The sequence below is a fragment of the Nesterenkonia sp. YGD6 genome, from assembly GCF_022565895.1.
Lineage (GTDB): Bacteria > Actinomycetota > Actinomycetes > Actinomycetales > Micrococcaceae > Nesterenkonia.
Genome location: NZ_JAJOYY010000003.1, coordinates 289,742 through 314,292 on the forward strand (window position 1 = coordinate 289,742; position 24,551 = coordinate 314,292).

General features: G+C 66.9%; 27 protein-coding genes. 11 read left to right on the forward strand and 16 right to left on the reverse strand.

Annotated features, from left to right (window positions below):
* Positions 1-371 precede the first annotated feature (371 nt).
* From LTI14_RS06620 to LTI14_RS06630, 3 genes are all read left to right on the forward strand, one after another.
* Positions 372-602, forward strand: a complete 231-nt coding sequence (locus LTI14_RS06620; protein ID WP_241476091.1) for a PLD nuclease N-terminal domain-containing protein — start codon at positions 372-374, stop codon at positions 600-602.
* Between the two features lie 97 nt (positions 603-699).
* Positions 700-1,665, forward strand: coding sequence for an ABC transporter ATP-binding protein (locus LTI14_RS06625; RefSeq protein ID WP_241476092.1), 966 nt, complete (start codon positions 700-702; stop codon positions 1,663-1,665).
* Complete coding sequence (locus LTI14_RS06630) at positions 1,662-2,423, forward strand: ABC transporter permease subunit (RefSeq protein WP_241476093.1); 762 nt, start codon at positions 1,662-1,664, stop codon at positions 2,421-2,423. The genes LTI14_RS06625 and LTI14_RS06630 overlap by 4 nt, the downstream gene beginning before the upstream one ends.
* A 79-nt stretch (positions 2,424-2,502) precedes the next feature.
* Here the strand turns inward: LTI14_RS06630 and LTI14_RS06635 are convergent, their stop codons facing one another.
* From LTI14_RS06635 to LTI14_RS06645, 3 genes are all read right to left on the reverse strand, one after another.
* Complete coding sequence (locus LTI14_RS06635; RefSeq protein ID WP_241476094.1) at positions 2,503-3,477, reverse strand: polymer-forming cytoskeletal protein; 975 nt, start codon at positions 3,475-3,477, stop codon at positions 2,503-2,505.
* On the reverse strand, positions 3,474-4,742 hold the full coding sequence (locus LTI14_RS06640) for a hypothetical protein (protein ID WP_241476095.1): 1,269 nt from the start codon (positions 4,740-4,742) through the stop codon (positions 3,474-3,476). Before LTI14_RS06640 ends, LTI14_RS06635 begins: the two co-directional genes overlap by 4 nt.
* 512 nt (positions 4,743-5,254) lie before the next feature.
* On the reverse strand, positions 5,255-8,179 hold the full coding sequence (locus LTI14_RS06645) for an FAD-binding and (Fe-S)-binding domain-containing protein (protein ID WP_241476096.1): 2,925 nt from the start codon (positions 8,177-8,179) through the stop codon (positions 5,255-5,257).
* A gap of 319 nt (positions 8,180-8,498) precedes the next feature.
* On the opposite strand from LTI14_RS06645, the gene LTI14_RS06650 reads away from it, so the two are divergent.
* Together LTI14_RS06650 and LTI14_RS06655 are read left to right on the forward strand one after the other, a co-directional pair.
* A complete protein-coding gene (locus LTI14_RS06650; protein WP_241476097.1) occupies positions 8,499-9,035 on the forward strand; it encodes a BON domain-containing protein in 537 nt (178 codons plus the stop codon).
* Positions 9,036-9,251: 216 nt separating this feature from the next.
* On the forward strand, positions 9,252-10,259 hold the full coding sequence (locus tag LTI14_RS06655) for a universal stress protein (RefSeq protein ID WP_241476098.1): 1,008 nt from the start codon (positions 9,252-9,254) through the stop codon (positions 10,257-10,259).
* Between the two features lie 12 nt (positions 10,260-10,271).
* Here LTI14_RS06655 and LTI14_RS06660 read toward each other — a convergent pair whose 3' ends face one another.
* From LTI14_RS06660 to LTI14_RS06695, 8 genes are all read right to left on the reverse strand, one after another.
* Entirely contained in the window at positions 10,272-10,895 is a 624-nt protein-coding gene (locus LTI14_RS06660) for a hypothetical protein (RefSeq protein ID WP_241470610.1), read from the reverse strand.
* The gene (locus LTI14_RS06665) at positions 10,892-11,467 is read right to left on the reverse strand and encodes an RNA polymerase sigma factor (protein ID WP_241465466.1); all 576 of its coding nucleotides are present in this window, start codon (positions 11,465-11,467) and stop codon (positions 10,892-10,894) included. The genes LTI14_RS06660 and LTI14_RS06665 overlap by 4 nt, the downstream gene beginning before the upstream one ends.
* Positions 11,468-11,630: 163 nt before the next feature.
* Positions 11,631-12,233 carry a hypothetical protein gene (locus tag LTI14_RS06670; protein ID WP_241476099.1) on the reverse strand — a complete coding sequence of 201 codons (603 nt, stop codon included), beginning with the start codon at positions 12,231-12,233 and terminating at the stop codon, positions 11,631-11,633.
* Positions 12,230-12,811 (reverse strand): DUF6286 domain-containing protein, encoded by a 582-nt coding sequence (locus tag LTI14_RS06675; RefSeq protein WP_241476100.1) that lies wholly within the window; start codon positions 12,809-12,811, stop codon positions 12,230-12,232. Before LTI14_RS06675 ends, LTI14_RS06670 begins: the two co-directional genes overlap by 4 nt.
* The gene (locus LTI14_RS06680; RefSeq protein ID WP_241465469.1) at positions 12,808-13,101 is read right to left on the reverse strand and encodes a hypothetical protein; all 294 of its coding nucleotides are present in this window, start codon (positions 13,099-13,101) and stop codon (positions 12,808-12,810) included. Before LTI14_RS06680 ends, LTI14_RS06675 begins: the two co-directional genes overlap by 4 nt.
* Positions 13,102-13,202: 101 nt before the next feature.
* Entirely contained in the window at positions 13,203-13,391 is a 189-nt protein-coding gene (locus LTI14_RS06685) for a DUF2273 domain-containing protein (RefSeq protein WP_241465470.1), read from the reverse strand.
* Positions 13,388-13,870 (reverse strand): Asp23/Gls24 family envelope stress response protein, encoded by a 483-nt coding sequence (locus LTI14_RS06690; protein WP_241465471.1) that lies wholly within the window; start codon positions 13,868-13,870, stop codon positions 13,388-13,390. The genes LTI14_RS06685 and LTI14_RS06690 overlap by 4 nt, the downstream gene beginning before the upstream one ends.
* Before the next feature lie 431 nt (positions 13,871-14,301).
* Positions 14,302-14,766, reverse strand: coding sequence for a MarR family winged helix-turn-helix transcriptional regulator (locus LTI14_RS06695; RefSeq protein ID WP_241476101.1), 465 nt, complete (start codon positions 14,764-14,766; stop codon positions 14,302-14,304).
* Positions 14,767-14,783: 17 nt separating this feature from the next.
* Between LTI14_RS06695 and LTI14_RS06700 the strand changes: the two genes are divergently transcribed.
* The 5 genes from LTI14_RS06700 to LTI14_RS06720 all read left to right on the forward strand — a co-directional run bounded on the left by LTI14_RS06700 (position 14,784) and on the right by LTI14_RS06720 (position 19,039).
* Entirely contained in the window at positions 14,784-15,434 is a 651-nt protein-coding gene (locus tag LTI14_RS06700; protein ID WP_241476102.1) for an NAD(P)H-binding protein, read from the forward strand.
* The gene (locus tag LTI14_RS06705; protein WP_241476103.1) at positions 15,431-16,051 is read left to right on the forward strand and encodes an NAD(P)-dependent oxidoreductase; all 621 of its coding nucleotides are present in this window, start codon (positions 15,431-15,433) and stop codon (positions 16,049-16,051) included. Before LTI14_RS06700 ends, LTI14_RS06705 begins: the two co-directional genes overlap by 4 nt.
* A gap of 411 nt (positions 16,052-16,462) precedes the next feature.
* Positions 16,463-16,738: a hypothetical protein gene (locus LTI14_RS06710; protein WP_241476104.1), complete on the forward strand. Its 276-nt coding sequence runs from the start codon at positions 16,463-16,465 to the stop codon at positions 16,736-16,738.
* Positions 16,704-18,044 carry an AMP-binding protein gene (locus tag LTI14_RS06715; RefSeq protein WP_241476105.1) on the forward strand — a complete coding sequence of 447 codons (1,341 nt, stop codon included), beginning with the start codon at positions 16,704-16,706 and terminating at the stop codon, positions 18,042-18,044. The genes LTI14_RS06710 and LTI14_RS06715 overlap by 35 nt, the downstream gene beginning before the upstream one ends.
* Before the next feature lie 119 nt (positions 18,045-18,163).
* On the forward strand, positions 18,164-19,039 hold the full coding sequence (locus LTI14_RS06720; RefSeq protein ID WP_241476106.1) for a 1,4-dihydroxy-2-naphthoate polyprenyltransferase: 876 nt from the start codon (positions 18,164-18,166) through the stop codon (positions 19,037-19,039).
* Between the two features lie 72 nt (positions 19,040-19,111).
* Here the strand turns inward: LTI14_RS06720 and LTI14_RS06725 are convergent, their stop codons facing one another.
* Positions 19,112-19,669, reverse strand: coding sequence for a PLD nuclease N-terminal domain-containing protein (locus tag LTI14_RS06725; protein WP_241470618.1), 558 nt, complete (start codon positions 19,667-19,669; stop codon positions 19,112-19,114).
* Positions 19,670-19,730: 61 nt separating this feature from the next.
* On the opposite strand from LTI14_RS06725, the gene LTI14_RS06730 reads away from it, so the two are divergent.
* Positions 19,731-20,075, forward strand: coding sequence for a DUF4229 domain-containing protein (locus tag LTI14_RS06730; RefSeq protein ID WP_241465479.1), 345 nt, complete (start codon positions 19,731-19,733; stop codon positions 20,073-20,075).
* 118 nt (positions 20,076-20,193) lie between these two features.
* Here the strand turns inward: LTI14_RS06730 and ccsB are convergent, their stop codons facing one another.
* From ccsB to LTI14_RS06750, 4 genes are read right to left on the reverse strand one after another with little or no spacing between them, the layout of a single operon-like run.
* Positions 20,194-21,267, reverse strand: coding sequence for a c-type cytochrome biogenesis protein CcsB (gene ccsB, locus LTI14_RS06735; RefSeq protein ID WP_241470619.1), 1,074 nt, complete (start codon positions 21,265-21,267; stop codon positions 20,194-20,196).
* A complete protein-coding gene (resB, locus tag LTI14_RS06740; RefSeq protein WP_446740380.1) occupies positions 21,267-22,952 on the reverse strand; it encodes a cytochrome c biogenesis protein ResB in 1,686 nt (561 codons plus the stop codon). Before resB ends, ccsB begins: the two co-directional genes overlap by 1 nt.
* Positions 22,952-23,743: a cytochrome c biogenesis CcdA family protein gene (locus LTI14_RS06745; RefSeq protein ID WP_241465481.1), complete on the reverse strand. Its 792-nt coding sequence runs from the start codon at positions 23,741-23,743 to the stop codon at positions 22,952-22,954. Before LTI14_RS06745 ends, resB begins: the two co-directional genes overlap by 1 nt.
* Positions 23,743-24,423, reverse strand: coding sequence for a TlpA family protein disulfide reductase (locus tag LTI14_RS06750; protein WP_241470620.1), 681 nt, complete (start codon positions 24,421-24,423; stop codon positions 23,743-23,745). The genes LTI14_RS06745 and LTI14_RS06750 overlap by 1 nt, the downstream gene beginning before the upstream one ends.
* Positions 24,424-24,551: the final 128 nt, after the last annotated feature.

Consider the following 24,551-nt stretch of genomic DNA (forward strand, 5'->3'; position numbering starts at 1 on the left):
GGTCAAGCTAACGCTCACAGCCACTCTGACCGGGCACGTGAAGCTTCTGGCCGCGAAGAGGCCGTCAGGTCTGGCGGCGTGGGCCTCCCCTGGCGTGACCAAGATCGACAACCGTCTCGAAGTTCACGCGCACTGGCCTGGTGTCTTCGTGGGAGGGGCAGTCAGGTCATCATGAGCCTCTCGTCGTGCGGAGTGAGCCCAGAACAGCTGTGCAACCCCCTGGTTCGCCCGCTGTGTATGCCACATGATGGTGGCATGATCTGTCTCGCCCATGGTGTGCACATGAGGCGTCCAGCGGGCCTGTCGATCCAGCCCGACTGGTGAAGAATGAACAGTTGGTCAACATCACGCACCCCGAGAAGGAGAATTTCATGGCGAAGAAGAACCCGAAGCAGCGGTGGAATGACATGACTCCCGGCAAGCGGGTCGGCGCGATGGTGCTCACCTCCGTCCAGGTCTCCCTGGCCGTGACAGCCTGGACCGACCTCGCCACGAGGCCCGCGAACCAGGTCAACGGCAAGAAAGGGATGTGGGCGGCGATCATCGCGGTCAACTTCATCGGACCGATCGCGTACTTCCTCAAGGGTCGGCAGACCAACTGATCGTACCGCCGGTGCTGTTTATGCACGCTCGACCATGCGCCAAGGGACGATCAGAGCTGAGGTTCAGTGAACTGAGGACTGCAGTGCAGAGGAGATCATGAACGTGGACCGCGATGTACCAGCGATCTCTTGTCGGGGACTGACCAAGAGGTATGGAGATGTCCTGGCGGTCGATGGCCTGGATCTGGAGGTGCAGCAACGATCGCTCTTCGGGTTCCTGGGACCCAACGGTGCGGGCAAGACCACAGTGATGCGACTGCTGCTCGGTCTGGCAAAGCCAACCAGTGGGGATGCCCAGGTGTTCGGTCATGACATCGTCACCGAAAGCATGGACGTTCGGCGGCAGGTCGGCTATCTCCCCCAGCAGCCCCGATTCCATCCCGAGCTGAGCGCCCGCCAAGTGTTGCGCTACGCGCGAGGGTTCTTCCCACTCGACGGCTCCTCAGCTGTCGAAGAAGACATCACCGAGGTCCTCGACCTGGTCGGGCTCAGCCGGAAGGCTGACAGCCGAGCGGGAGACCTCTCGGGTGGGCAGCGACAACGGCTGGGCATCGCCCAGGCACAGATCCACCGCCCGCCGCTGCTGATCCTGGATGAACCGGCCTCCGCCTTGGACCCTGGCGGCCGTCGGGACGTCCTGGCGGTCATGCGCCGCCTCAAGGAGACTGCCACGGTGTTCTATTCGACTCACATACTCGACGACGTGCAACAGGTCAGTGACGAGATAGCCATTCTCAAAGATGGAAGAGGAGTCCTGCAATCCTCGTTGCATGAGCTGTTGGACCGAACCAGTGAGCACGTGTACGACTTGACCTTGGAAGGGGACGTGGACAAGGCGCTTGCAGCCCTCCGCAGGCAGCCCTGGATCGACGAGGTCAAAGTCACGGATGGCGACGACGGTCAGGTTCGATGCATCGTGCGTGCCACGAATGGAGAGGCCGTGCGCCATAAGCTTCTGCGACTCGTCCTGCGTCACGACGGCGTGAACGTGATCAGCTATTCGCCCCGCAAGTCAGAGCTCGAAGACGTCTTTCTCGATGTGGTGGAAGGCGTCCACCGATGAGCGCGACTCTTCTTCCAGGTTTTGCCAACCAGGCCCGCCGAGAGGCCGGCACGTGGTGGTCGACGAAACGGTGGTGGATCCAGACGCTGGTCTGGACCGGCATCATCAACGGGCTGCTGGCTGTCATGCTGTGGGTAGTGCCACAGCTGGAGGCTCTGGTCGGAGCCGAAGTGACAGTGCAGGCGAGCGCAGCGCAGTTCACCGGTATGGCGAGCATGATCACCGCCATAGGCGTCGTCGTCACATCCCAGGGCATCCTTCTCGATGAACACCGCGTGGGGTTGCTCGAGTGGATGCTCTCGAAACCGCTCTCGCGGGGGGCGCTGCTGGCCGCGAAGTTCGTCGCCCACGCGCTTGCACTCCTGGTCGTCCTGGTCATCATTCCGTGGTTGGGAGTGCTGATTCAGCTTTCCCTGGCCGATGGGGATCCGTGGCCCCTCGACCAGTGGCTCGGGGCCCTTGGACTGGTGTGCCTGGTGGCGGTCTTCCACCTTGCCCTGGTGCTCGCGCTCAGCGCACTGACCTGGTCCAGGGCGATGATCGTGGCCCTGCCGCTGGTCGGGATCATCGGCACTGACCTGTTTGTCGCCTTTGTCCCTGAGTCGTTCAACGTGATGCCTTGGAGCCTGGGGCCGCTGGCAGGCCCGGTCCTGGCGGACGGCATGCTCATCAGCATCGGCCCCATCGTCTCCGCCAGCCTGCTGATGCTGGTCTCTCTTGGAGTGGCTGCCGCGGGAATTCGACGAAAAGAGCTCTAGTAGTCCGAGACTCTGTCGAGTTCAACTTCGCCGTATCCCCAAGCCCCAGTTCGGTTGCGAGCTCGAACCGTCAACGAGTTCAGGCACTGGCACCTCTTGCACTGTCCTCCTCGATCTCGTCGTCTGGAGGCCTATACCCACGCAGACCAAAGCCAGTGAGGAACACGGCCCCCACGGAGACCACAATGACGATCCCCGTCACCGCAGCTCCGACGAACGGAACCAGCCCTATAGTCTGCAGGCACACGACGAGCACCGCCGTGCCCAGAGCCGCCGTCCGTGGCGGCGACAGGGCCCACCCGAGGCGGCGGATCATGCGCACCCCCAGCGCACGCCCGGTCGCCAACAATCCGTATACCACTGTCGCCCCGAACCCCACCAGCACGATCACGGCGACGGGGATGAGGAACAGCGTGAAGATCATCGACACCACCAGTGGAAGCGCCGAGACCAGCACCAGGGCGCCCAGCGCGCCACTGATCACGGGGAAGTCAGTGGCCGCGGTCCCCGCGCGACGCAGCGGGCGAGGCGCCAGGCGCGCGGTCAGCCAAGCAAGGCTAGCCATCACAGTCACCCCGACCAGGAACCACAGAGCCCGCTCCGCGGGTGCGCGGGGTTGCGTGCTGCGTTCCAGCGTTGCCACCGGGTTGGGCTCGTCCGTGATACCGCCCCGCACTGCTGTCCCGGCATCGCGGGTGAGCGTGCCATCGGCCGCGGCGACGTCGCCGGTGATCTCGGCGGTGCCGGTGAGCGCTGCCGTCCCACCGAGGACCGTCAGGTCCCCCATGACCTGCCCGCTGATGAGGGCATCGCCGGCGAACACGGTCACGGGCCCGTGGTGCACGGCTCCCTCCTCGAGGACCAGCGTCCCTCCGATCAGCACCGTGTTCCCGATGAGAGTCTGACCGCTCTCGACGACGTGGTGGTGCTGGTTGATCACGGTCACTGAGTAACGGCCTGTCTCCCCTGAGATGCCGCATCCCGTGACGAAGAGGCCCAGCCACAGCAGGACCAGGAAGCTCAGGAACAGTCGACGCGTGGGGACCGTGGTCATACTGGCTCCTCCTGGTGGAGTCGCGGCCGATTCGGGAGCAGGAGCAGAAGTGCGCAGAGGCTGAACAGGAGCAGGCTGATCGCGGCCACGGCCCTGAGGTGCTCGGCGAACGGCAGCTCAATGGCCGTCCACCAGATCGACAGCGAGGTGCTCAGAAACGTCGCCAGCCAGCCGGAAACACCGACCCCGAGAGCGGTGTTGCGCGCGATCGTGGACGGGGTGGAGAAATCCGCCCAGAGTGCGAAGTTCAGCACTGTATAGATGCTGACCGCCACCGCGTAGAGCAGCGGCATCCCTAAGGTGGGAGGCAGTTCCGGCGTGGTCAGGGCGTGGAACACGTAGCTGAGCTGGACGAGAGCGAACAGGCCGAAGACCCAGCCCAGCAGGACTCGAAGCGGCAAGGCCCGATAGAGAATTCCAGCGAACACGGCGGCGAACACATGTGTGATCCCAATCGCCCAGAGCGTTCCAGAGTCCGCCGAGTGCCAGGCGGAGCCGATGTAGACGGGTGTGTCGACAATGCGCAGGAATCCCAAGCTGTCGATGAAATAGACGCCGAACATCAGCACCAGGGAGAGTGCGAACGCACGTCTCGGCGTCCCGCGCGATCGTGGGCTTACGAAGCGGCCGGGCCCGTAGCGAGGCAGGTGGTGCTGTCGAGCGAGGGCTGCCGTCACTCGCCCTGGAGTGAACGCCAGGACTGTCAAGGCCACAGCGCTGGGAACCATCAACCACAGCAGCTGGGCCGCGAACTGTTCGATTCGCCAGTCTGAGGAGAACACCGCGGCGGGCAGGAACGCCGCCGAGGTCACCGCCGCCGCAACGGTGCCGCGGTGTCGGGTGGGCACCAGGTCGCAGGTGAGGCTGAACAGGCCGGGCACCCCAAGCCCCAGACCGATCGACGCGATCACGATCCAGACCAGCAATTCCGTCTCACTGCGCAGGTGGGGAGCCGCAGCGGTGAGCGCTGTCTGCAGGACCACCACGACGGCCAGCAGGCGCAGCTTGAATTCGAAGTTCTCACTCCAGCGCCGGTAGTGCATCACCAGTCCGGTTCCCAACGCCACGACCAGGGTCAGCCCTGCCAACAGGGCCATCGCCCGAGCGATGTTCTGCTCCGGCAGTTCGAGTACCCGTATCCCCAGATCGACCAAGCCGAGCTGCACGAAGGTGAGGTTGTAGAAGTACCCGGCCGACGCGGCGGCAACGAACAGGCCGACACCAAACCAGGGCACCCACCCGGCGTCCGATTCGGAGGATCTCATGGTCCCGCCGTCCTCGGGGCTGCGCCCCCCACGTCGAGCGGGCGGTCAGGAAGAGCCGGAGCACGAAGGACCAGCACGGTGACTGCTACGACGGCCATCGTCAGCATCACGACCGATCCGGCTTCATCCAGTCCAGAAAGTGCGAGGTTCAGGGGATCCGTCCAACTCCAGGTCGACCCGTCGGCAGACCACCAGAAGGTCCACGGCCATGCGAAGGTGATGGTCAGGACCCGCCATGGGCGGAAGGCGCCGTCGCGGGCCCCTCGGGTCTGCACAGGAAAGAATCTCGACACGCTTCAGCCCACCCCCGTGTTGCCTCCGGCTGCGCCAATTTTCAGACTAATCTCCATCGGCCGCCTGGTGAAGTCCCGTGGCCTGAGGATGCACGATGCACCTCTCGCGGACACCGCGACTTTGAACCTCGCGGAGGCCGAGCGGCCAGACGCGTACTCCTCGGCGCTGCAGCCCAAGTCAAGATGACCGGGGAGCCCAGACAGCACGTGGCGCAGACATCACTTCCGTGCGTTCAGCAGCTCCGCGAGGTGCATCGCCGGAACATCAGCGAGGTCATCGAGCTGGATCCGGCAGGACATCCCGTCCGCGAGGACCACGGTGTCCCCACCACGCTGCTGCTGGTCCCGCACCGCTGGCATGAGGTAGGTCTCGGCGACTGCGACGGAGGTCTCATAGTGACCCTTCTCCACGCCGAAGTTCCCGGCGAGCCCGCAGCATCCCGCGACCTTGGTGATCTCGGCGCCGGCCTTCTCCAGCAGCTCCCGGTCAGCTTCCCACCCGATGATCGCCGACTGGTGGCAGTGCGGCTGCGCGACGACGTCGACCCCGCTCAGGTCAGGCAGCCGCACCCGGCCCTCGCCTTCCAGACGGGTGAGCAGCTCAGCAAAGGTGAGCACTCCCGCAGCGACGGTTCTGGTCTGCTCGCTGTCGGAGAGCTCCAGCGCGTCACTGCGCAGCGTGGCCAGGCAGCTGGGCTCCAGGCCGATCACCGGCACCCCTGAACTGACATAGGGGGCGAGCACCTCGACGGCCTGGGTGATCCGCCGACGGGCCTGGTCCAGCTGACCGGTCGAGATCCACGGCAGCCCGCAGCAGCCCTCCTTCTGGATCAGCCGCACCTCGAGGCCCTGTGACTGCAGGTATTCGATCGCCGCCAGCCCGGACTGGGGAAAGAAGTGGTTGGTGAAGGAATCGGCCCAGACCCATACGTCGGGCCGGTCGGTGCTGTTGGGACTGGCACTGGTGGTGGGGCTCAGCTTCTGCTCGGCTCGGCGCAGCGTCCGGCGCGCGAACCTCGGCACGGACCGGCGCTGATCGATGCCGGCAACCCATTTCGCTGCCGCGGCGAGCGGGGTCAGCTTCATCATCAGGTTCGCCACGGGCGCCACCGGTGCGGCCAGCTTCGCCCAGACGGGGAGTCGTCCCAGGACATAGTGGCTGCGCGGGCGCAGCCGGCGCCGCGGGAGCCCGTCTGCGTCACGGTCGTACTTCTGGTGCAGCGCCTCGGCCTTGTAGGCGGCCATATCCACCCCGGCGGGACAGTCCGAGGCGCAGCCCTTGCAGGACAGGCACAGGTCCAAGGCTTCGTGCACCGCGGGGTCGCTGAGCCCGTGCACCAGCGTCCCGTCCATGGCCTCCTGGAGGACGCGGGCCCGGCCCCGGGTCGAGTCCTTCTCCTGAGTGGTCGCCAGATAGGAGGGACACATGACCCCGTTGGTCTTCGGCGCCACGCAGCGGCCGACGCCGGAGCAGCGGTGCACAGCGGCACCGTAGTCGCCGTCGTCGTGAGTCATCAGCAGTCCGGGCCAGGGCAGGGTCTGCTTCGGCCGGGTGGGGCGGATGTCCTCGGTGTTGGGCCGGGCGCCGGTGCCGCCGGGCTGGCCCGCTCGGGCGCCGTCGGTCTGCGGACCCGTGATGATCCCGGGGTTCAGCAGATTCTGCGGGTCGCAGATCCGCTTCGCCTGGGCAAAGAGATCCAGGGAGGTCTCGTCGTACATGAAGGGCAGCAGCTCTGAGCGCACGCGTCCGTCACCGTGCTCCCCTGATAGCGATCCGCCGTAGACGGCGAGCCGTTCAGCGCAAGCCAGCATGAACTCTCGGAACACCCCGGTGCTGGAAGGATCTCCATGCTGGAAGGGAAAGTCGATGCGGCAGTGGATGCATCCGTCGCCGAAGTGACCGTAGGGGTAGCCATGGAGGCCGAATTCCTCCAACAGCGATTCGAAGTCTCGCATCCACGCGCCGAGGTGCTTCGGGGGCACCGCGGAGTCCTCCCACCCCGAATGCGCCGGGGTGGCCAGACTGATCCCGGCCAGTCCCGCCCCGTCCTCCCGGATCTTCCACAGCGCGGCGGCCTCCGCGGGACTCTCGATGAATCGTGTGTCCACGGCAGCGGACGCGGTCCTGACCTTCTCGATGACCGCGCTCGCCGCCTCTCCTGCTGCCTCTACGAACAGCCAGCTCTGGCCTCCGGGCAGCTGCGGGACGGGCTTTCCGGCCGAGCGGACCAGAGCTACCAGTCGGGAGTCCATGCCTTCACAGGCGATCAGGCTGTTGGGCCCGAACTCGCTGTGGACCGCGTCAAGGATGTGCGGGACAGCGTCGGCTGCCTCGCTGACCGAGTCGTAGCCGAGCACAAGAAGGAGCCGACGGGGGTCATCGACGACCAATCGCACCTCGGCCTCGAGCACCGTTGCCAGCGTGCCCTCGCTGCCCACCAGGAACCGCTCGATGCGCCTCCGGTTCTCGGGCAGCAGGTGCTCAAAGCTGTAGCCGGAGACCTGGCGACTGAACTGCCCAAACCGAGTGCGGACATGAGCCAGATTGCCCTCGGCCAGGCCGAGCAGCTTCTCCGCCGTCACTCCCTGCGCCGTGCCGCTGCGTGAGTCGAAGCTGCCCACCTCTCCGTTGCCGAAGAGCACGGTGGCCGCCTCGACGTTGTCCGCGGTGCGACCGTATCCGAGTGCGCGGGAACCACAGGCGTTGTTGCCGATCATCCCGCCGATGGTGCACCGCGAATGGGTCGAGGGGTCGGGGCCGAAGCGCAGGCCATGCGGTGCCGCTGCGCGCTGCAGGTCCGCGTGCACCACTCCCGGCTCGACGGTGGCGGTCTGGGCGTCCGGGTCGATGGAGATGATGCGCTTGAGGTCTCGGGTGTCGACGACGATCCCCTCGCCCACGGCATTGCCCGCGATCGAGGTGCCGGCCCCGCGCATCGTGACCGGCGCGCCCACCGATCGCGAGATCTCATGGACGGCGTGGAGCTCGTCGACGTGTTGGGGCCGGACGACCACCGTAGGCACCACGCGATACAGGCTCGCATCGGAGGAGTACATGCCGCGCGCCAGCACAGAGGCATCAACCTTGGACACTCCCGCGCGGATCAGCTCCTGAACCAGGTATTGGGCGGTTTCGCTCTTCACCGACAGCTCCACTACATCCCCTTCCACACAAGATTGGTCTGATCACCAGTCATCTGACCTGCACAGCGATGCAGGCTTCAGCCTCCATCGCATACCTGCATTCTGACCGACCGCCAGTCCACAGTCACCCCCGGAGCAGCACTTCCTGCACGAACCAGCCGCACGGACCCGCTCCACGGCAGGATCACCGTGGCAACCGAGATCTCCTTCGGTGCTGCCAGCAGCACTGTGGGACCAATGGCCCTGTGTCACCTGTGCGATACCCGCCACAGTGGAGTGAGCTCCGCGAAACAGCGAGCCATGAGTTTAGGGAGCGCCTGTGAAACCCAGCGAACAGACCGCATTCGAACATGAACTGGAAACGGCCGACGACCGGACCCCGCTCACGCATACTCAGGAATCGAACATCCAATCGGAAGCCAATGCCGCGATCGTGAAGGCTCTGGCGCGGTCAACGAACAGCCCCAGCACGGTCGAAGCCCGGGTGGAGAACTTCACAGCAGTTCTCACCGGTCAGGTGGACTGGAACTTCCAACGTGAACTCGCGAAACGGGCCGTTGAGAACGTCGCTGGCGTAAAGCATGTGGAGGACCAGACCACGCTCCGGGTGCGGACCCCCATCGAAAATGCCGCGGACCGGGTCAAGAAGGCGATGTCTCTCAACCAGAAGATCGACGCGAGCCACGTGATCGTCACCATCACCGGCAACACTGCGGTGTTCACCGGTTATGTGAGATCACTGGCTGAGAAGAAGCAGGCCAGCCTCGCCACGTGGGTCTCTCCTGATGTGACTCGGATCGACAACCGCCTTGCAGTTCGTCGAATCCACTTCGCACCCTTTCGGCGTCGCAAGTGAAGCGGCATCAATACGGCATCGCAGATGCCCTCCCCTCGTGCAGGGCGACGGATCCGATGGTGTGCAGACCCTGGAGCCACGGGGCCCCTTCAGCGTGTCATCCAAGCTGAACGCTCCGAGCCCCATCACTCACTGAGATCCAAGAAGACGAGCGGGCGAACACCTGACAGGGGCCTTCGTCCGCACCCTCCGAACAGGCCCCTGTGGAGGTCCGCAATGGAGAATGACACCCACTCGGCGCCACGCCCCCTGGCCTTCGACCCCGCCGCGCGCGACCTGGGCGTGCTGGTCGGATTCGACGGCTCCCAGCAGTCCATCCAGGCGCTGCACTACGGCGCCATGGAGGCTCAGCGCAGCGGTCGAAGGCTGACCATCGTGAGCGCGTACAGCGTGCCCGCTCCGGTCGCAACCACGATCGGGGCAGTGCCGGACAAGTTCGAGGCCCAACACTCCGTCATTGCCGCGAAGGCTCTGCTCGATGAGGCGCGGAGCTATCTTCAGGACTACCCGGGTGAAGTCATCTACCGGACCGAACGCGGAGACCCCGCAGGGGTGTTGGTGGATCTCTCCACCGTGGCGGAGCTGGCAGTGGTGGGCGCCAGGGGTCGCGGCGGATTCGTGGGACGGCTCCTGGGCTCCGTGTCATCGGCGCTCCCGGCCCATGCTCGCTGCCCCACCGTCGTCGTCGCCCGGCAGTACAAGATCACTGATGCGGCGGACCCGACCCGCTTCGAGCCGGTGCCGGATGAGCGGCCGGTGATCGTCGGCATAGACCGGTCGCCGCACAGCAGGATCGCGGCTCTTCAGGCGGCAGAGCAGGCGCTGAACCGCGGCACGGTCCTGCATCTGTTGATGGCTCTGCCCACCCTGGAGGGGTGGTTGGACTGGTATCCAGGACTTGACACCCCCGACCAACGCATCATCGACCAGCGCAGATTGCAGCTGGAGGAGTCACTGGCGGAAGAAGTCGCGTGGCTGGGCCGACACTACCCCTCGCTGACCATCACGGCCGCGGTGAAACCTGGGGATCCGGTGGCACAGCTGAGCAGATCCACCCACGAGGCGCAGCTGACCGTGGTCGGCACCCGAGGCCGCAGCGGATTCACCGGGGTGCTGCTCGGTTCGGTCTCCCGCGGTGTGCTCCTGCGAGCCGCTGGTCCGGTCATGATCGTCCCTGAACTGCAGGACGAGCGATTGAGTGACCAGCCCGACCTCATCCGGTGAGTCCTGAGAAGATCATGGTGCGCTTTGATCCCTTCGGGCAGCGCCGGTCCGTTGCCCGGGTGGCCCGGTCGATTGCGGGCGTGGGACATAGACATCCGTGACGGTGATATCGATGCCGTCGACGTCGAGAGCGGCGTGGCGTGTCAGCGCGTCGAACAGTCGGTCGCGCAAGGCGTGGACCAGGTCTGGCAGCGGATGGCCCCACCGGGCACTCAGATTGACCTGGACTCGGACTCCAGAGCTAGGCGTCTCGCGGTCTCCCTGAACCTGGCACCGACCGATCGTCACACCTGCCACGGAGTCTCCGGTGGAGCGAATCAGTGCCAGCACGAAACCCTCGGCAGTCGGGGTTGGACCCTTGACGGGTATGGACAGCGGCTCCTGCGCTCTGGGCTCCACGCGGAGCCGCGCCACGAGGCGGTCCAGCCAGAGCGCACCCACGCTCTCGGCCCGGCAGATGTCGTCCTGGGCGAGGCGGTCGGTGAGACTGTCCAGGCGTCGAAGGCCTTGAAGGCTGGATCGACATCTGGGGCAGTTTCGGACATGGGGCTCCAAGTTGGGCTCGCCGGTGCGCAGGTACTCGTTGAGGTCTTCGAGTGAGTGCCTGTAGCCGGGATGGGTGGGCACCGAGGTCATTGCCACGCCTCCATTTCTCTAAGCAGGGCGGCACGCGCCCTGGACAGGTTCCCTCGGACGCTATGGATGCTGATGGTCAAGATCTCTGCGATCTCTTGATATGAGTGCCCGCCGATCTCTCTGAGGACCCAGCACTGCCGCTGTTGTTCCGGCAATCGGTGCAGCGCCTCGGAGAGTGCCTCCAGCAGACAAGCTTCGATGGCAGAGCTCTCAGGGGCGGGACTGTCGTCGACGGTTCCGGGTTCAAGGTCCTTGGGTGTGGGGGTCGTGCGGCGCCGACGCAAGAGGTCAATGCCGCAGTGGCTGGTGATGCTGAGAAGCCAGCCTCGCAGAGCAACGGCATCCCTGAGAGTGGGAAGCTGCCGCCATGCCTGCAACAGGGCTTCCTGGGTGATGTCCTCCGCGTCGACGGCTGCCCCCGCAAGGCGCCGAGCGTAGGCGTACACCATGGGACCGTGTCTGCGGACCAGGACCTCAAAGGCGTCCACGTCGCCATCGATGGCGCGTTCGACCAGAAGCACATCTGTCTGTTGCGCCAGGTCCGACGAGCCCGGCGCCTCCGGCCCGTCCATGTCTCCTCCGTCCCAACACCCACCGATACCACGTGATGGTGATCACAGTCTATCCAGCGACCCCTGTCAGCCCTGAGCATCGCTTTGTGTCTTGCAGCGGCTTATCCGGGCTCCGCACTCCTGGCGGCCGCCGGGAGCCGCGATTCGGGAAGGGGCGAGAGGATCAACGGGGGCGCCCGGTGCGGGTCGAGCGCGAACGTGGGCCGGCTCTGATGTGGACCAAGATCGGGATCAGCTCCCCCAGCAGCGTGTCCAGGCCCGCGATCGCCTCCTCCGCCGTGGCGGCGATCCGCCGGGGCGACGCGCCCCTGCGGGCACGGACAACCACCTGCACCCCGTAGCCGCCCTTGATCTTCCACGAGGACACCCTGAGGGAGAGGACTTCGTCACCACCTTCCATGGCCTCCCTGATGGCTCGGGCCGCCAGGGAGTGGTCCACCGTGGTGGTGCCGCTGCTCGTGCTGCGGACGCCGAGCCTGTCACTGCGACCCCCACCCTGAGAGAACATCCAGCGCAGCAGCAGGAGGATCGCCAAGACCACGAGACCCACCAGCGCCACGGTCCACCAGCTGATGCCTGTGTCCCCCATCGGTGCCGATCGGAGCTGCTCCAGGACCCATGCCCATGTGTCTGTTCCTGTGCGGGACCAGGCCTGAGCAATGCTCGGGTTGAGCCCCGCGGCAGCGGTGAGCGTTCCCGCAGCGATCAGCAACACTCCCAGCAGGGTGATCAGCAGCCGGTTCAGGCTGCGCGGCGTGCCGTTCATCCCCCCACCACCCCCCGGTTGCTGACATGGACCCTCACGGCCGGTTCCGGGCGCAGCCCATAGGAGGCCAGCTCGTGGCGAACCGCCTCCTCCACGGCCGCCTGGTCGAGTGCCACCCCCGAGGTGGGCCGGAGCCTCACGTCCACGCCGCGGCGCCTCACCGCGGTGGTGACCTGTCCCGGCAGCAGTCCAGCGGCCTTGCGGGCCGCGCGAGACAGCGCCGCGGCGATGACCTCGTCATCGACCACCATGGCGCTGCGTTCGCTGGGAAGAACGTGGCGGGGCCGGCGACCCGGGAGGATTCCGACCAGCACCAGTGCCAGGCCGATCAGCGCCAGCCCCACACCGGCACCCACAAGTCCCGCGGACGTGGTGTGCTGCGGCACCGCGATCAGCCACTCGCCCATCTCAACCGAAGAGACCAGCAGTGCCGGCGCGTCGAGAGCAGAAAGCACGGTTTCTGCCCCCACCCACACCAGCACAAGGATCAGCAGTGCCGCAGTGACCACCGACGCCATGGCCCGCGAGGAATGGGTGGTTCGGCGGGCGACCCGTCGCGCAGGAAGTGTTGTGCTCATCGGCGTCTTCCCTGCCGCGCCAAGGGCTCACCCATCAGGCGGAGGTCGACCCGCCCGACCACATATCCCGTGAGCAGACGCGTCTGTTCGATGATGCGTCGGCGGTTTGCCTCAGCGCGATCGTAGAGCGAGCCCTGGCCACCGCCATCCGAGATGCGTCCGATCCCACGCAGCGGCGACACGGCCATCGGGACGGCAATCGAGACCCAGAGCATCCCCTGGTCATCGCGAAGCTGGGCCTTCAGGCTCTGTACCGGCACGCAGAAGACGTCGGCGGTCACCGCTTCCACGACTCCGGTCAGGGCCCGTGAGCTGATCCTGGTATGGCCGACACGCCGATGCATCGCACCGGAGGTTCCTGATGGAACGAGTCCGACCTCCGAAACGGTGCTCATGAGGAGCGCTGACCGCGCAGGGCGTCCATCACGCCGGCAAGATCGAGCCGGCCCTCCACGATCCTGCCCAGCATCGCCCCGATGACCGTCGCAACGGCAACCAGCAGAAGTCCCCAGAAGCCGAACACGAGGAGCGTGAGCGCCAGAACCGCTCCGATGGCCGCGCCGGAGACGGTGGCACTCATGAGACGCGAGAGCCTCTGGACTCGGGCGCGTCGTCACTCTCGTCCGCCACCTCGGGGAGATGGATGTCACTGATGACCACGTTGACTTCGGTGACCTCCATGCCGATCAGCTCTTGGATCACGCCGTAGACGGCATTCCTGACGTTCTCGGCCACCTCCTGCAATGGGTACGGGTACTCCACCACCAGGTTCAGATCTGCGGCGACCTGGGTCTGACCGACTTCGACCGAGACCCCCTGCGTGAGGTTGTGCTGGCCCACGACGTCGCGCATCGAGCCGATCGCGCGTTCAACGCCACCGCCCACGGCCCACACGCCGGGAACCGCTACCGTGGCGATGCCGATGATCTTCTCCACCACGTTGTCCACGATGGTGGTGGACCCCCTGCCGCCGTCTTCGGACTTCACCACGGTCGCGGACCCCGCCGCCGCGACGCCAGGCTTACCCGAGGTCGGCTTGTTCTGAGTCTGAGTAGTCACAGTAATCACTCCATCGTGTAGTTCGTGCCTGATCATCGTGGTTGATGGTCACACTGATAAGACGCATCCACGTCAGTCATCGTCACGCCTCCAGACGTGTCGGTCACATAACGATTGCCGGGCACCGACTCAGCGCCAGGCGCCTGGCGCACCACCGTCGCAGCCGCATCGGTCTCTGCACTGGATGCCCCTCTGCCCGGCCACGACCAGGTGGATCAGACTACGACGCTGATCGGCAGCGGCAACCGGGACCACTCGCTGGAACTGGCATTCAGGGACATGGTGGGGATGCCTGTCCTGGTGGTTGCCACATTCCGGCAGGCCCCGAGGTGGCAGGAACGCAGGGCCCTCGCCCGCACCTGGCCTCGGGAGGGGCACCGGACATCATGGTGCGGGAGATCAATGCTCTTCCTGCCGCGCCCTGAAGCTGATCACACCAGGTCCTGAGCAGTGCTGTGGTTCAGCCCGTCGGCGAAACGAGCGAGGAGCACCCCCAGTCGCTCGACATCATCCGGGTCCCATTCACGCACCTGGTCGGCGATCCATGCCGTGCGGGCCGTCACCGCGCGCTGGCGCAATGCGGAGCCAGCAGGGGTCAAGACCAGGGCAGTGCGCCGGGCGTTGACGCCAGACGGGGTGCGGTGGAGGAGTCCTGCTTCCTCAGCGCGATCCACGAGGCGACTGGCGGTCGAAGCGGTCACATCAGCCAGATCAGCGACATCTCCGACGGTGACTTCGCGGTGCTCATCCGCTCCTCGGGCACAGGCCTCCACCACCAGCAGACTCGACATCTCCACTGAGGCGCTGCCATCGGCCACCAGTCGATTGCGCGAGGCCCCCCACAACCGACGCAGCCGAATCAGCGAATCATCGAGCAGGTGCAGATCAACATCCATATGTGTACCATACACATATGAGTCCGCCGATACTTGTCACCGGGGCCACCGGCAACGTCGGCGCCCCTCTGCTCCGGGCACTCCGCCAGGCCGGAGCAGAGGTTCGCCCGGCCTCCCGAGGCAACCAGGACCCCGAAGGCGTGTCCTTCGACTTCACCGATTCGAGCACCTGGGGCCCGGCGTTCGCCGGAGTGCAGTCGATGTTCCTGGTGCGTCCGCCGCAGATCGGCGATGTGCGCCGCGGGCTGGTGCCGGCACTCAGGGACGCGCGCTCACGGGGAGTTCGGCACGTGGTTCTGCTCTCCGTGCAGGGAGCCGGGCGCGTACCCGCGCTGCCCCACGCGGGACTCGAGCGATGGCTGCGCAGATCCGGTTTGAGCTGGACCTTCCTGCGCCCCTCCTATTTCGACCAGAACCTCTCCACCGTCTTCGCCGCGGACATTCGCGAACGCAACCAGATCATGGTGCCCGCCGGCGGAGGTCGTACGGCATTCGTGGACGCCCACGACGTCGCTGAGGTCGCCGCAGCGGCACTGCTGGACCCCGCACACCACACCGACCGGATCTGGACGCCCACCACCCTGAGGGAGTTCGCGCTGCGCGAGCGCGCCGCGTGGGAACCCCACTCCCCTCTTCAGACCCCGCAGAAGAAAGGCCGAACATCATGAACGTCACTGTGCTCGGAGGAACCGGCAGGACAGGTCGACTGCTGGTGGAAGAACTGCTCCGACGAGGCCACCAGGTCACGGCGCTGGTTCGTGACCCGGACAGGGCTCCGGAGCACGCACGGGTGGTCATCGGGGACAGCCGGGACCCACAGGCGCTGGCCGAGGCGCTGGTAGGAGCCGAGGCGGTGATCTCGACCTTGGGCCCTGCACGGAAGCAGAACCAGCTGCACCGGCAGACCGTCGAGCAGCTGGTGCCGGCGATGCGAATGGTCGGGGTGCGCCGCTACATCGGAATCAGTGGCGCCGGAGTCGACGCCGACGGGGACCGCAAGAGCCGACGGGACCGGGTGATCTCCGCAGCCATGGGCCTGTTCGCCCGCTCCATGGTCGCTGACAAGACCGTGGAGCTGGCCACCTGGCAGGACACCGAGCTGAACTGGACCCTGGTGCGCCCACCCCGACTGATGGACGGACCCGCTACCGGCGGCGTCGAACATGATGCGCACGTGTCAACACGCTCCACCGGTATGCGCCGGACCGATCTCGCGATCTTCTTGACCGACGTGCTCGACCAGGAGATCTACGTCCGGCAGGCCCCGTTCGCCGCCACCCGATGACGCTGCTGGGCTGGAACCCTCGAACGCGGTTCGGTCCAGCATGACCATGTCCAAGCCAACGATGTCCACGACGGCGGGACTCTTCGTGACCCTCACGGGGGTCATCGGGGCCATCGTGGTGCTCCTGACGCCGTGGTCCCCGCCACCCTGGCCGTCGTCGTCGCGGCACGGAGCAGGTTCGATAGGCCCGAGAGTCACTCCGCTGCTGCGGGGGACGCGCAACGGCAGCAGGACACTGTCGGAGCGACCGACGCCGGGGACCCGCATGGCCGCTGGTGGAGACGATGCCGAACCTAGGCGCCATGTCCCGGTCGCACCCTGAGCACCCGCATCTCCCTGGCTGAGGAGCACAGTTGCTAATCTTGGCTCATGTTGCCTTGGTTTGCGTGGATCGTCATTATCGCAATCGTCATGTTCACCCTCGCCCAGATCGTGAGCATGGCCACCGGTAGGCCACTGCCAGGGGGCTCCGACGCGGCGGATGAGATCGAGATGCTGCGCAAGCGGGTCAAGAAGCTGGAGAAGGGCGACAAGGGAGAGCTCGAGCGCCCGCAGATCCCCACCAAGTCCGAGGAGAACTTGTCCGCCGAGGACCGCTGGCGCCTGGACATGCTCGAAGCCCGACTGGAAGAGCTGGAGAAGCGCAGACGAGATGACCGAGACAAGAAGGACGACGGCGGCAGCTGAGGTGCCCGAGACCACCTCGCCGACCGACTCCTGGGTTCCCGCGGCGCTCACCGCCCTCGACGCCGCACTGGGCTCAGCTCTCAACACCGGAGCGGCCCTGCACCGAGAATCTGGCCCCGCGGCTCCCCCGCTGGAGTTCCAGCCCGCTGACGCCACCGGCGTTCCCACCTGGACCTCACGCCACGACGTCCCCGCCGACCTGAGGGCGGTGATCGTGCGCACCTCCGGCTCCACCGGCACCCCGAAGCAGACGCTGCTCCCTGCCGCGGCCATCCACGCCTCGGTCACAGCCACCGCGCAGGCGCTGGGCGGGCACGGACAGTGGCTGCTCACCCTGCAGCCCAGCTATGTCGCGGGCCTCGCCGTGCTCGCCCGCAGCCTCGCCGCCGGCACCACTCCGGTGCCGCTGCTGCAGCACACCACCGATCCGACAGCCTTCACCCAGGCCGCCCAGCAGCTCTCGGCCGCACGTCGGTTCATCTCCCTGGTCCCCACCCAGCTGCAGCGCCTGCTGGACCATGTCCCGCAGGATGAGGCACTCACCGCGGCGCTCGCCCGCTTCGACGCGATCCTCTTGGGCGGCGGCGCCTCCTCCCCGCAGCTGCTGCAGCGCGCAGCGGCGCATGGGCTCACCGTCGTGCGCACCTACGGGATGAGTGAGACCTGCGGCGGCTGCGTCTACGACGGCCGACCCTTGCCCGGCGTACATCTCGAGACTCAGGACGCCGAAGACGCAGGCTCAGGACGAGTGCGGATCAGCGGGCCCATGGTCGCCTCCGGCTACATCGCCGACCCGGACCTGACCGCGGCGCACTTCGACGTCGACCCCGAGTCCGGGCAGCGCCGCTTCCTCACCGATGATCTGGGCGAGGTCCGCACCGACGCCGCGGGTCAGCTCCTGAGCATCTCGGGCCGAACCGATGACGTGATCAACACCGGCGGGGTCAAGGTCTCCGCCGAGCGCGTCCGCTCGGTTCTGCTCAGCCACCCGCAGGTCCGGGAGGCCTTCGTCGGCCCGGTCCCGGACCCCGAGTGGGGACAGCAGATCAGTGTCGCCGTCACGCTCACCGCGAGCATCGGAGCGGATGCGCGCTCATACTCCGGCGCCAGCGCCGGCCCGATCCCCGCCCCTGCGGCACCGAGCGCCGAGGAGGTCCACCGCGAGCTCACCGCACGGGTGCGTCAGGCTCTGGGCCGCGCGGCCACCCCCAAGCGGCTGCTGATCCTTCCTGAGCTCCCGCTGCTGGCCAGCGGCAAGCCTGACCGGCAGCGGCTGCTGCGACTGCTCAGCGAATCACCGTCCTGAGCCGGTCCGACACAGAGCGGGCGGACCGCGCGCTCCGGCCCGACACGGGAGCGCTGAAGATGAAATACCGAGCTATCCGCGCGTCACCGCGTAAGAAGACAGCAACGAAAGGACACGACTTGGCAACTGTGAAGGAATGGGTCGCGGGAGCACGGCCGCGGACCCTGCCGCTGGCTGTGGCCCCGGTGATCATCGGCGCCGCCGCCGCGCACGCACTGGGAAGCTTCGATCTGCTGATCGCGGCACTGGCCCTGGTGGTGGCGCTGGCGCTGCAGGTGGGCGTGAACTACGCCAATGACTACTCCGACGGGATCCGCGGCACCGACGACGAGCGTGTGGGGCCGATGCGGCTGACCGGATCCAAGGCGGCGAAGCCTCGGCAGGTCAAGGACGCCGCCTTCGTCAGCTTCGGTCTGGCCTCGCTGGCCGGGCTGATCATCGTGATCCTGACCGGGATGTGGTGGATGCTCGCCGTGGGCGCCGCCTGCGTGCTGGCCGCCTGGTGGTACACCGGCGGGTCCCGGCCCTACGGCTACCGCGGACTCGGCGAGATCGTGGTCTTCGTCTTCTTCGGACTCGTGGCCACCCTGGGCACCACCTGGGCCATGGCCGCCGAGCTGAGCGTGGGCGCCGGCATCGGCGCCGTGGGCTCAGGACTGATCGCCGCGGCGCTGCTGATGGCCAACAACGTCCGGGACATCCCCACGGACCGCGAGGCAGGAAAGGTGACCCTGGCCGTCCGGCTCGGGGAACGCCGTGCCCGGTTCAGCTATGTCGCCATGGTGGGCCTCGCACTGGTGCTGCCGCTGGCGCTGCTGGTGCACAGCTGGTGGTTCCTGCTGGTGCTGCTGGCCTTGCCGTTGGCGCTGGGACCGGCGCGGATCATGCTCTCACCGCAGAAGAAGGGTCCGGCGCTGATCAAGGTGCTGCAGCTGACCAGCCTTATCGGCATGGCCTTCGCGCTGACCTACTCGGCGGCGCTGGTTCTGAGTTGACCTGGTTCTGAGGTGACCTGATCCTCAACCGGCGGGGAGCCGAGCTGACCGTGCGCCGAGCGGATCCTCAGCTCAGCTGCGCGGTGCGGGCTGGGGGCCGCCGGCGTCGTCGTCGTCATCTGACGACTTCTTCCGGCTCTCCCCGGCGTCTCCACCTTTGGGCCGGCCATTGCTGGGGCCGCCGTCCTGGGAGCTGGGCTCACCGGCGTCCTCGGCGGAGGAGCTCCCCGCCACGGCCGCATCGGCGGCGTCGCCGAGCTCCCTCTCACGGGCGTCCTGGGTGCGGGCGTTGAGCTCTCGCTCCTTGCGGCGTGCTTCGGCATCCCGCTGGCGCTGCTCCTCGGCGCGCTGCCGCTGGCGGCGCTGGATCTCCACCTGGCGCAGGAAGTCGGGGTCATCATCGGGTGAGCGGGGCCGGCGCGGGGCCTGGCCGCCCTTCTTCGGGGCGCGGACACGTCCGAAGCCCAGCCAGAGGCTGGCACCGATGATCGGCAGCAGCACGATCACCGCGATCCACGCCACCTTGGGCATCACGCGGATCCGATGGCGCGGGGTCTGCAGGCATTCGACCAGGCTGTAGATCAACAGCCCCAGCCCCACGATTCCCAAGCCGATAATGATCCTGATCATCTCTCCAGCGTAGTTGATCTGTGAGCTCGGATTCACCAGCGAGCGGACCTACACTGGGATCATGTCTGTGCTGAAATACTCGCTGCTCCGCCTGGGTGCCTTCTTCATCGTGTTCGCCGCCTGCCTGATGCTGGATCTGGGCCGATACACCGTGATCTTCGCCCTGATCGTCGGCCTGATCGTGTCCTGGGCGCTGGGCTACCTGTTCTTCAACAGGCTGCGCCTCGAGGCGGGACAGGAGCTGGCCCGCCGCTTCGGCGGAGACCGCAAGCTGGGCAGCTCGGAGCTCGATGACAATCAGGCAGAAGACGCCCTCGCCGAGGACTTTCACCTCACCCAGGAGAAGCTCCGCGCGCAGCAGCGCAGCGCAGAGGAGCAGGGACCCCAGACCGAGTCCCCCCGCTAGTCAGCCAGACGGCGGGCCGCTGGGCAGCCCGCCGTGCAGCCTGCGCCGGCAGACCGCCGTGCGGTGAGTCCGCCTCGTGGCCTGCATCCGGCAGGCCGACCTGCTCTGGTCGGCCGTCCTACTCCGGCAGGCCCGCGTAGGAGTGCAGTCCGGGGAAGTAGATGTTGACCACGGCGTAGTTGAAGATGATGCAGCCGTAGCCGATGATCGAGAGCCAGGCCGCGCGGTTGCCGGTCCAGCCGCGGGTGGCGCGGGCGTGGAGGTAACCGGCGTAGACCACCCAGATCACGAAGGTCCAGACCTCTTTGACGTCCCAGCCCCAGTACCGGCCCCAGGCCTCTTCGGCCCAGATCGCGCCGGTGATCAGCGGGCCGAGGGTCCAGAACACGAACCCCACGGCGTTCATCCGGTAGGCCCAGTTCTCCAGGGAGGTCGCCGAGGGCACCAGCCGCAGGAACTGCCAGCCGCTGCGCCTGGTGGTCTCCCCAGCGGCCTGTGCGAGCTCGCGCCGGTGCTGGATCAGCTGCAGCACGTTCATCGCGAAGGTCAGCGTGAACAGCGAGATCGCGAGCACCGCAAGCGAGACGTGGATCGCGATCCATGGGGTCTGCAGCGCGGGCTGGACATGTGCCAGCGGTGTCGGGAACCCGATGGTGGCCGCGGCCATCATGGTGACCACGAGGCCCAGTGCGAAGGTCCCCAGGAAACGGACATCCTTGCGGGTGAGCACCAGCAGATAGACCGCGGCGACCACCAGCGCGCCGGTGGCCAGGAATTCGTACATGTTCGCCCAGGGCACCCGGTTGGCGGCGATGCCGCGGGCAGCCACAGCGAAGGTGTGCGCGGCCACTGCCAGGACTGTGAGGGCGACCGCGACATTGGCGAACGGGCGAGGCGTGCCCAGGTAGGCCATCCCGTCGTCGACCAGCTCATCGGCGGGGGCGGCCGCCACCGGCTGGTCGGCGCCAGCCCCGGTGCCGGCGCCCGCTGCTGCGCCTGTCGAAGATTCTGCCCCGACGAGCTCGCGCTCGGCGGCGTTCTCTGCCGCCAGCTCATCCTCCACCCGGCGGATCGTCGCGGAGCTGCGGATCATGTCGACCGCGAAGAGCATGAACGCGGCAGTGTAGATGAACGCGGCGATCAGCATGAACAGTTCGCTGTACTGCGCCAGTTCCATATTGATGGATTGCATCAGGATTCCTTCTCTGGGGCGCGCACCGGCCACTTCTTCTCGAACTGGGTGCGCAGGGCAATGTTCTCATCTCGCAGTCGAAAGTCCTCGCCGCGGGAAAGCAGGCCGTAGCGCACCAGGGTGCGCCCGACGGATGTGGTCTCCACGGTCACCCAGGCGCGACGGCGGCGCAGGAACAGTGAGAGCACCAGGCCGCCGAGGGCGGTCAGCGCGAAGATCAGCACTCCCTGCTGCGCCGGGTTGTAGTGGATGTCGACCGCGATGTAGTCCTGGACCCCGTCGAAGCTGATCGAGCCCATGCCTTCGGGGAGTTCGTGGGTCTCACCCGGGGAGAGCACGATGCCGCCGACGTCGAGCTCACGGGAGTTCAGCGTCTCCAGGGATTCTGTGTCGAGCACGTAGACGTTCTGCGCGAGCCCGTCATCGAGACCGAGGTCGCCGTAGTAGGAGTTCAGCTGCAGCTCCGGGTTGCCCAGCTCGGGGTCCACGGAGACGGCGAGGCCGTCGCCGGCGTCCTGCGAGGTGGGTAGGAACAGGCCGACGAAGCCGAGCTGCTCGGGGGAGGCGTCGGGCGCCTTGATCACCGCCATGGAGGTGTAGACCTCATCCTCCGGACGGGTGACCACCGGGCCGGAGAAGGCGACCTCGCCGTCGCCGTCGCGCACCGTGACCTCGGGGGCGTAGCCGTTGCCGACCAGGAAGACGCGGACGCCGTCCATGGTCAGCGGCTGGTTGACCTTGAGCTCCTCGGTCTGCGGCTCCCCGTCCGAGCCGAGCCGGGTGGTGACATCGGCGGTGAAGTCCAGGGCCTGGCCGAAGTGGGTGGTCGATTCCCGGTCGAAGACCCGCTCGAAGGCGTCGAGCCGGACCGAGAAGGGCTGCATCTGGTCCTCGCTGAAGTACGCACCGGGGTAGAAGTTGTCATAGGCGACCAGAGCGTTGACGAAGCTCTCGTCCTCCACCAGGATCTTCTGTCCGCGGTAGCTGAACATCGAGCCCAGCGCCACGCAGATCAGCACACCGACCAGCGCCACGTGGAAGAGCAGGTTCCCGGTCTCCTTGAGGTAACCCTTCTCGGCGCCCACCGAGGTGTCGCGGACCTCGACCCGGTAGCGCCGGGACTTGAGGATCGCTGCCGCGTCCTGCAGGGCCTCATCCGGAGCAGGTCCGTCCTGGGCGTCGCCGGCGGCGCTGGACTGCAGCTCCAGCGCCCCTGACTCCGGGAGGCGCTCGAGCCGGCGCGGGGTGCGCGGCGGCGCGGAGGTGATCTGCTGCCAGTGCTTCTTCGCGCGCGGCAGGATGCAGCCGATGAGTGAGATGAACAGCAGCAGATAGATCGCGGAGAACCAGATGGAGGAATAGACGTCGAAGAACTGCAGGAAGTCCAGCACCTCCCCGACCCCGGGGTTGTCCTCGATCCAGGTGGCCACCGCGAAGGAGTCCTGCACCCGCTGCGGGAATATCGATCCGGGCACGGCGGCCACGGCGAGCAGCAGCAGCAGCATCAGCGCGGTGCGCATCGAGGTCAGCTGGGTCCAGGCCCAGCGCAGCATGCCCTTGGGGCCCAGTGCCGGGGTGGTGACCTGGGTCTTTCCGCCTGACGGGCTGCGCGGGTCGTTCTCGGCGGCCTCGGGCGCGTCGCGGTGCCCGGCCGGCATATAGGTGTTCTCTCGTTTTTCCGCCATCAGATGGGCAGCCTCACTTCATTGGCGAACCAGTCCTGCAGGGCATAGACCCAGGTGTTCCAGATCCCGGAGAGCATCAGCAGCCCGACCAGGATCAGCACGGCACCGCCGAAGCGCATCACGGCGACCTTGTGCCGCGTGAAGAACTGCAGGGTGGTCATCCCGCGCTTGAGACCCATGCTGATCAGGATGAACGGGATCCCGAGTCCCAGGCAGTAGATGAACATCAGGAAGGCTCCGCGGCCCGGATCTCCCCCCATCGGCGTGGCCAGGGCGAGCACAGCGGCCAGGGTGGGGCCGATGCAAGGCGCCCAGCCGATGCCGAAGGTGGCGCCCAGCAGCGGCGCGCCGAGCAGCCCGTCCGGCGGGCGGCGCTCGATCTTGCGCTCGCGCTGGAAGAAGGTGAAGGCGCCCATGAAGACCAGCCCCATGATCACGACGACGCCGCCCAGCACCTGGGTCAGCCAGCCCCCATCCACGCGGAGCCAGACGATCGCCTGGGTGAAGACCACCCCGATGAGCACGAACACGACGGAGAAGCCCAGCACGAAGAGCGACGCGCCGAGGACCATCCGTGATCTGCGCCGCTCGTGCAGCTCAACGCCGGAGAGTCCGGTGACGTAACCCAGATAGCCGGGCACCAGCGGCAGGACGCAGGGTGAGAGGAAGGAGACCAGCCCGGCGAGCAGAGCCACCGGGGCAGAGATCAGCAGTGAACCGTCGAAGACGATCTCGGCGAAGCGGTTGTCGGCGGTGCCGGCCAGCGGCGCCGCGAGGAACAGAGTGTCCATCACTGCTGCGCTGGCTCCGGCGCGGCGAGGCTGGAGGCTGCGGCCTCAGACGCGGCGGCGTCGGCGTCTTCGTCCAGGGCGGAGTTGATCAGCGCGCGCAGCGTGCCGGGCTCGGCGATCCCCAGGATCCGCGCGGAGACCCGGCCCTGCTTGTCCAGCACAAGCGTGGTGGGCACCGCCGAGGGCGGCACATAGTCGGTCATCGCGAGCATGACCTCACCGCTGCGGTCCTCCATAGAGGGGTATTCGATGCCGAAGGTGCGCTCGAAGGCCTCGGCGGTCGGCTGGGTGTCGCGGGTGTTGACCCCGTAGAACTGCACACCCTCGTCGGTGAACTCCTCGTCGAGGTCGGCCAGGTCGGGGGCCTCCACGCGGCAGGGGGCGCAGGCGGCGTACCAGAAGTTGATCACGGTGACCTCGCCCTCCCAGCGCTCGGGGCCTACGGCGGAGCCGTCGAAGAGCGTGGACTCAAACTGCACCGGTTCGCCGCGGTCTTCGGCGGCCAGCTCTTTGACCGAGCCGTCGCCGGCGACGTAGTTGGTCCCGTCGTTCGCGGCGCGCTGGCTCAGCTCATCATTGGCGGAGCTGCATCCTGCGAGCGCCAGGGCCGAGGCCAGGCCCACTGCGGCCAGGGCGCGGAGGCGGGATGTCCGGGAGGTTCGCTTGTTGAAGACGGTCATGCGCTGCGGTGTCCAGATCTGAAGAGGGAGTCAGGGTCAGCCGAGCACTAATTCTACAGTCCGTAGAAGTGCTGCCGGGGCCATAAGTCACACAGCGGTGCCTGGCGGAGGGATTGGACGCTGAGTCA

What these genes read in the sequence shown, in the direction of transcription:
- LTI14_RS06620 (WP_241476091.1), top strand. Translation starts at nt 372, where the DNA reads ATGGCGAAGAAGAACCCGAAGCAGCGGTGGAATGACATGACTCCCGGC.
- LTI14_RS06625 (WP_241476092.1), top strand. Translation starts at nt 700, where the DNA reads ATGAACGTGGACCGCGATGTACCAGCGATCTCTTGTCGGGGACTGACC.
- LTI14_RS06630 (WP_241476093.1), top strand. Translation starts at nt 1,662, where the DNA reads ATGAGCGCGACTCTTCTTCCAGGTTTTGCCAACCAGGCCCGCCGAGAG.
- LTI14_RS06635 (WP_241476094.1), bottom strand. Translation starts at nt 3,477, where the DNA reads ATGACCACGGTCCCCACGCGTCGACTGTTCCTGAGCTTCCTGGTCCTG.
- LTI14_RS06640 (WP_241476095.1), bottom strand. Translation starts at nt 4,742, where the DNA reads ATGAGATCCTCCGAATCGGACGCCGGGTGGGTGCCCTGGTTTGGTGTC.
- LTI14_RS06655 (WP_241476098.1), top strand. Translation starts at nt 9,252, where the DNA reads ATGGAGAATGACACCCACTCGGCGCCACGCCCCCTGGCCTTCGACCCC.
- LTI14_RS06660 (WP_241470610.1), bottom strand. Translation starts at nt 10,895, where the DNA reads ATGACCTCGGTGCCCACCCATCCCGGCTACAGGCACTCACTCGAAGAC.
- LTI14_RS06665 (WP_241465466.1), bottom strand. Translation starts at nt 11,467, where the DNA reads ATGGACGGGCCGGAGGCGCCGGGCTCGTCGGACCTGGCGCAACAGACA.
- LTI14_RS06670 (WP_241476099.1), bottom strand. Translation starts at nt 12,233, where the DNA reads ATGAACGGCACGCCGCGCAGCCTGAACCGGCTGCTGATCACCCTGCTG.
- LTI14_RS06675 (WP_241476100.1), bottom strand. Translation starts at nt 12,811, where the DNA reads ATGAGCACAACACTTCCTGCGCGACGGGTCGCCCGCCGAACCACCCAT.
- LTI14_RS06685 (WP_241465470.1), bottom strand. Translation starts at nt 13,391, where the DNA reads ATGAGTGCCACCGTCTCCGGCGCGGCCATCGGAGCGGTTCTGGCGCTC.
- LTI14_RS06695 (WP_241476101.1), bottom strand. Translation starts at nt 14,766, where the DNA reads ATGGATGTTGATCTGCACCTGCTCGATGATTCGCTGATTCGGCTGCGT.
- LTI14_RS06700 (WP_241476102.1), top strand. Translation starts at nt 14,784, where the DNA reads ATGAGTCCGCCGATACTTGTCACCGGGGCCACCGGCAACGTCGGCGCC.
- LTI14_RS06705 (WP_241476103.1), top strand. Translation starts at nt 15,431, where the DNA reads ATGAACGTCACTGTGCTCGGAGGAACCGGCAGGACAGGTCGACTGCTG.
- LTI14_RS06710 (WP_241476104.1), top strand. Translation starts at nt 16,463, where the DNA reads ATGTTCACCCTCGCCCAGATCGTGAGCATGGCCACCGGTAGGCCACTG.
- LTI14_RS06715 (WP_241476105.1), top strand. Translation starts at nt 16,704, where the DNA reads ATGACCGAGACAAGAAGGACGACGGCGGCAGCTGAGGTGCCCGAGACC.
- LTI14_RS06725 (WP_241470618.1), bottom strand. Translation starts at nt 19,669, where the DNA reads ATGATCAGGATCATTATCGGCTTGGGAATCGTGGGGCTGGGGCTGTTG.
- LTI14_RS06730 (WP_241465479.1), top strand. Translation starts at nt 19,731, where the DNA reads ATGTCTGTGCTGAAATACTCGCTGCTCCGCCTGGGTGCCTTCTTCATC.
- ccsB (WP_241470619.1), bottom strand. Translation starts at nt 21,267, where the DNA reads ATGCAATCCATCAATATGGAACTGGCGCAGTACAGCGAACTGTTCATG.
- resB (WP_446740380.1), bottom strand. Translation starts at nt 22,952, where the DNA reads ATGGCGGAAAAACGAGAGAACACCTATATGCCGGCCGGGCACCGCGAC.
- LTI14_RS06745 (WP_241465481.1), bottom strand. Translation starts at nt 23,743, where the DNA reads ATGGACACTCTGTTCCTCGCGGCGCCGCTGGCCGGCACCGCCGACAAC.
- LTI14_RS06750 (WP_241470620.1), bottom strand. Translation starts at nt 24,423, where the DNA reads ATGACCGTCTTCAACAAGCGAACCTCCCGGACATCCCGCCTCCGCGCC.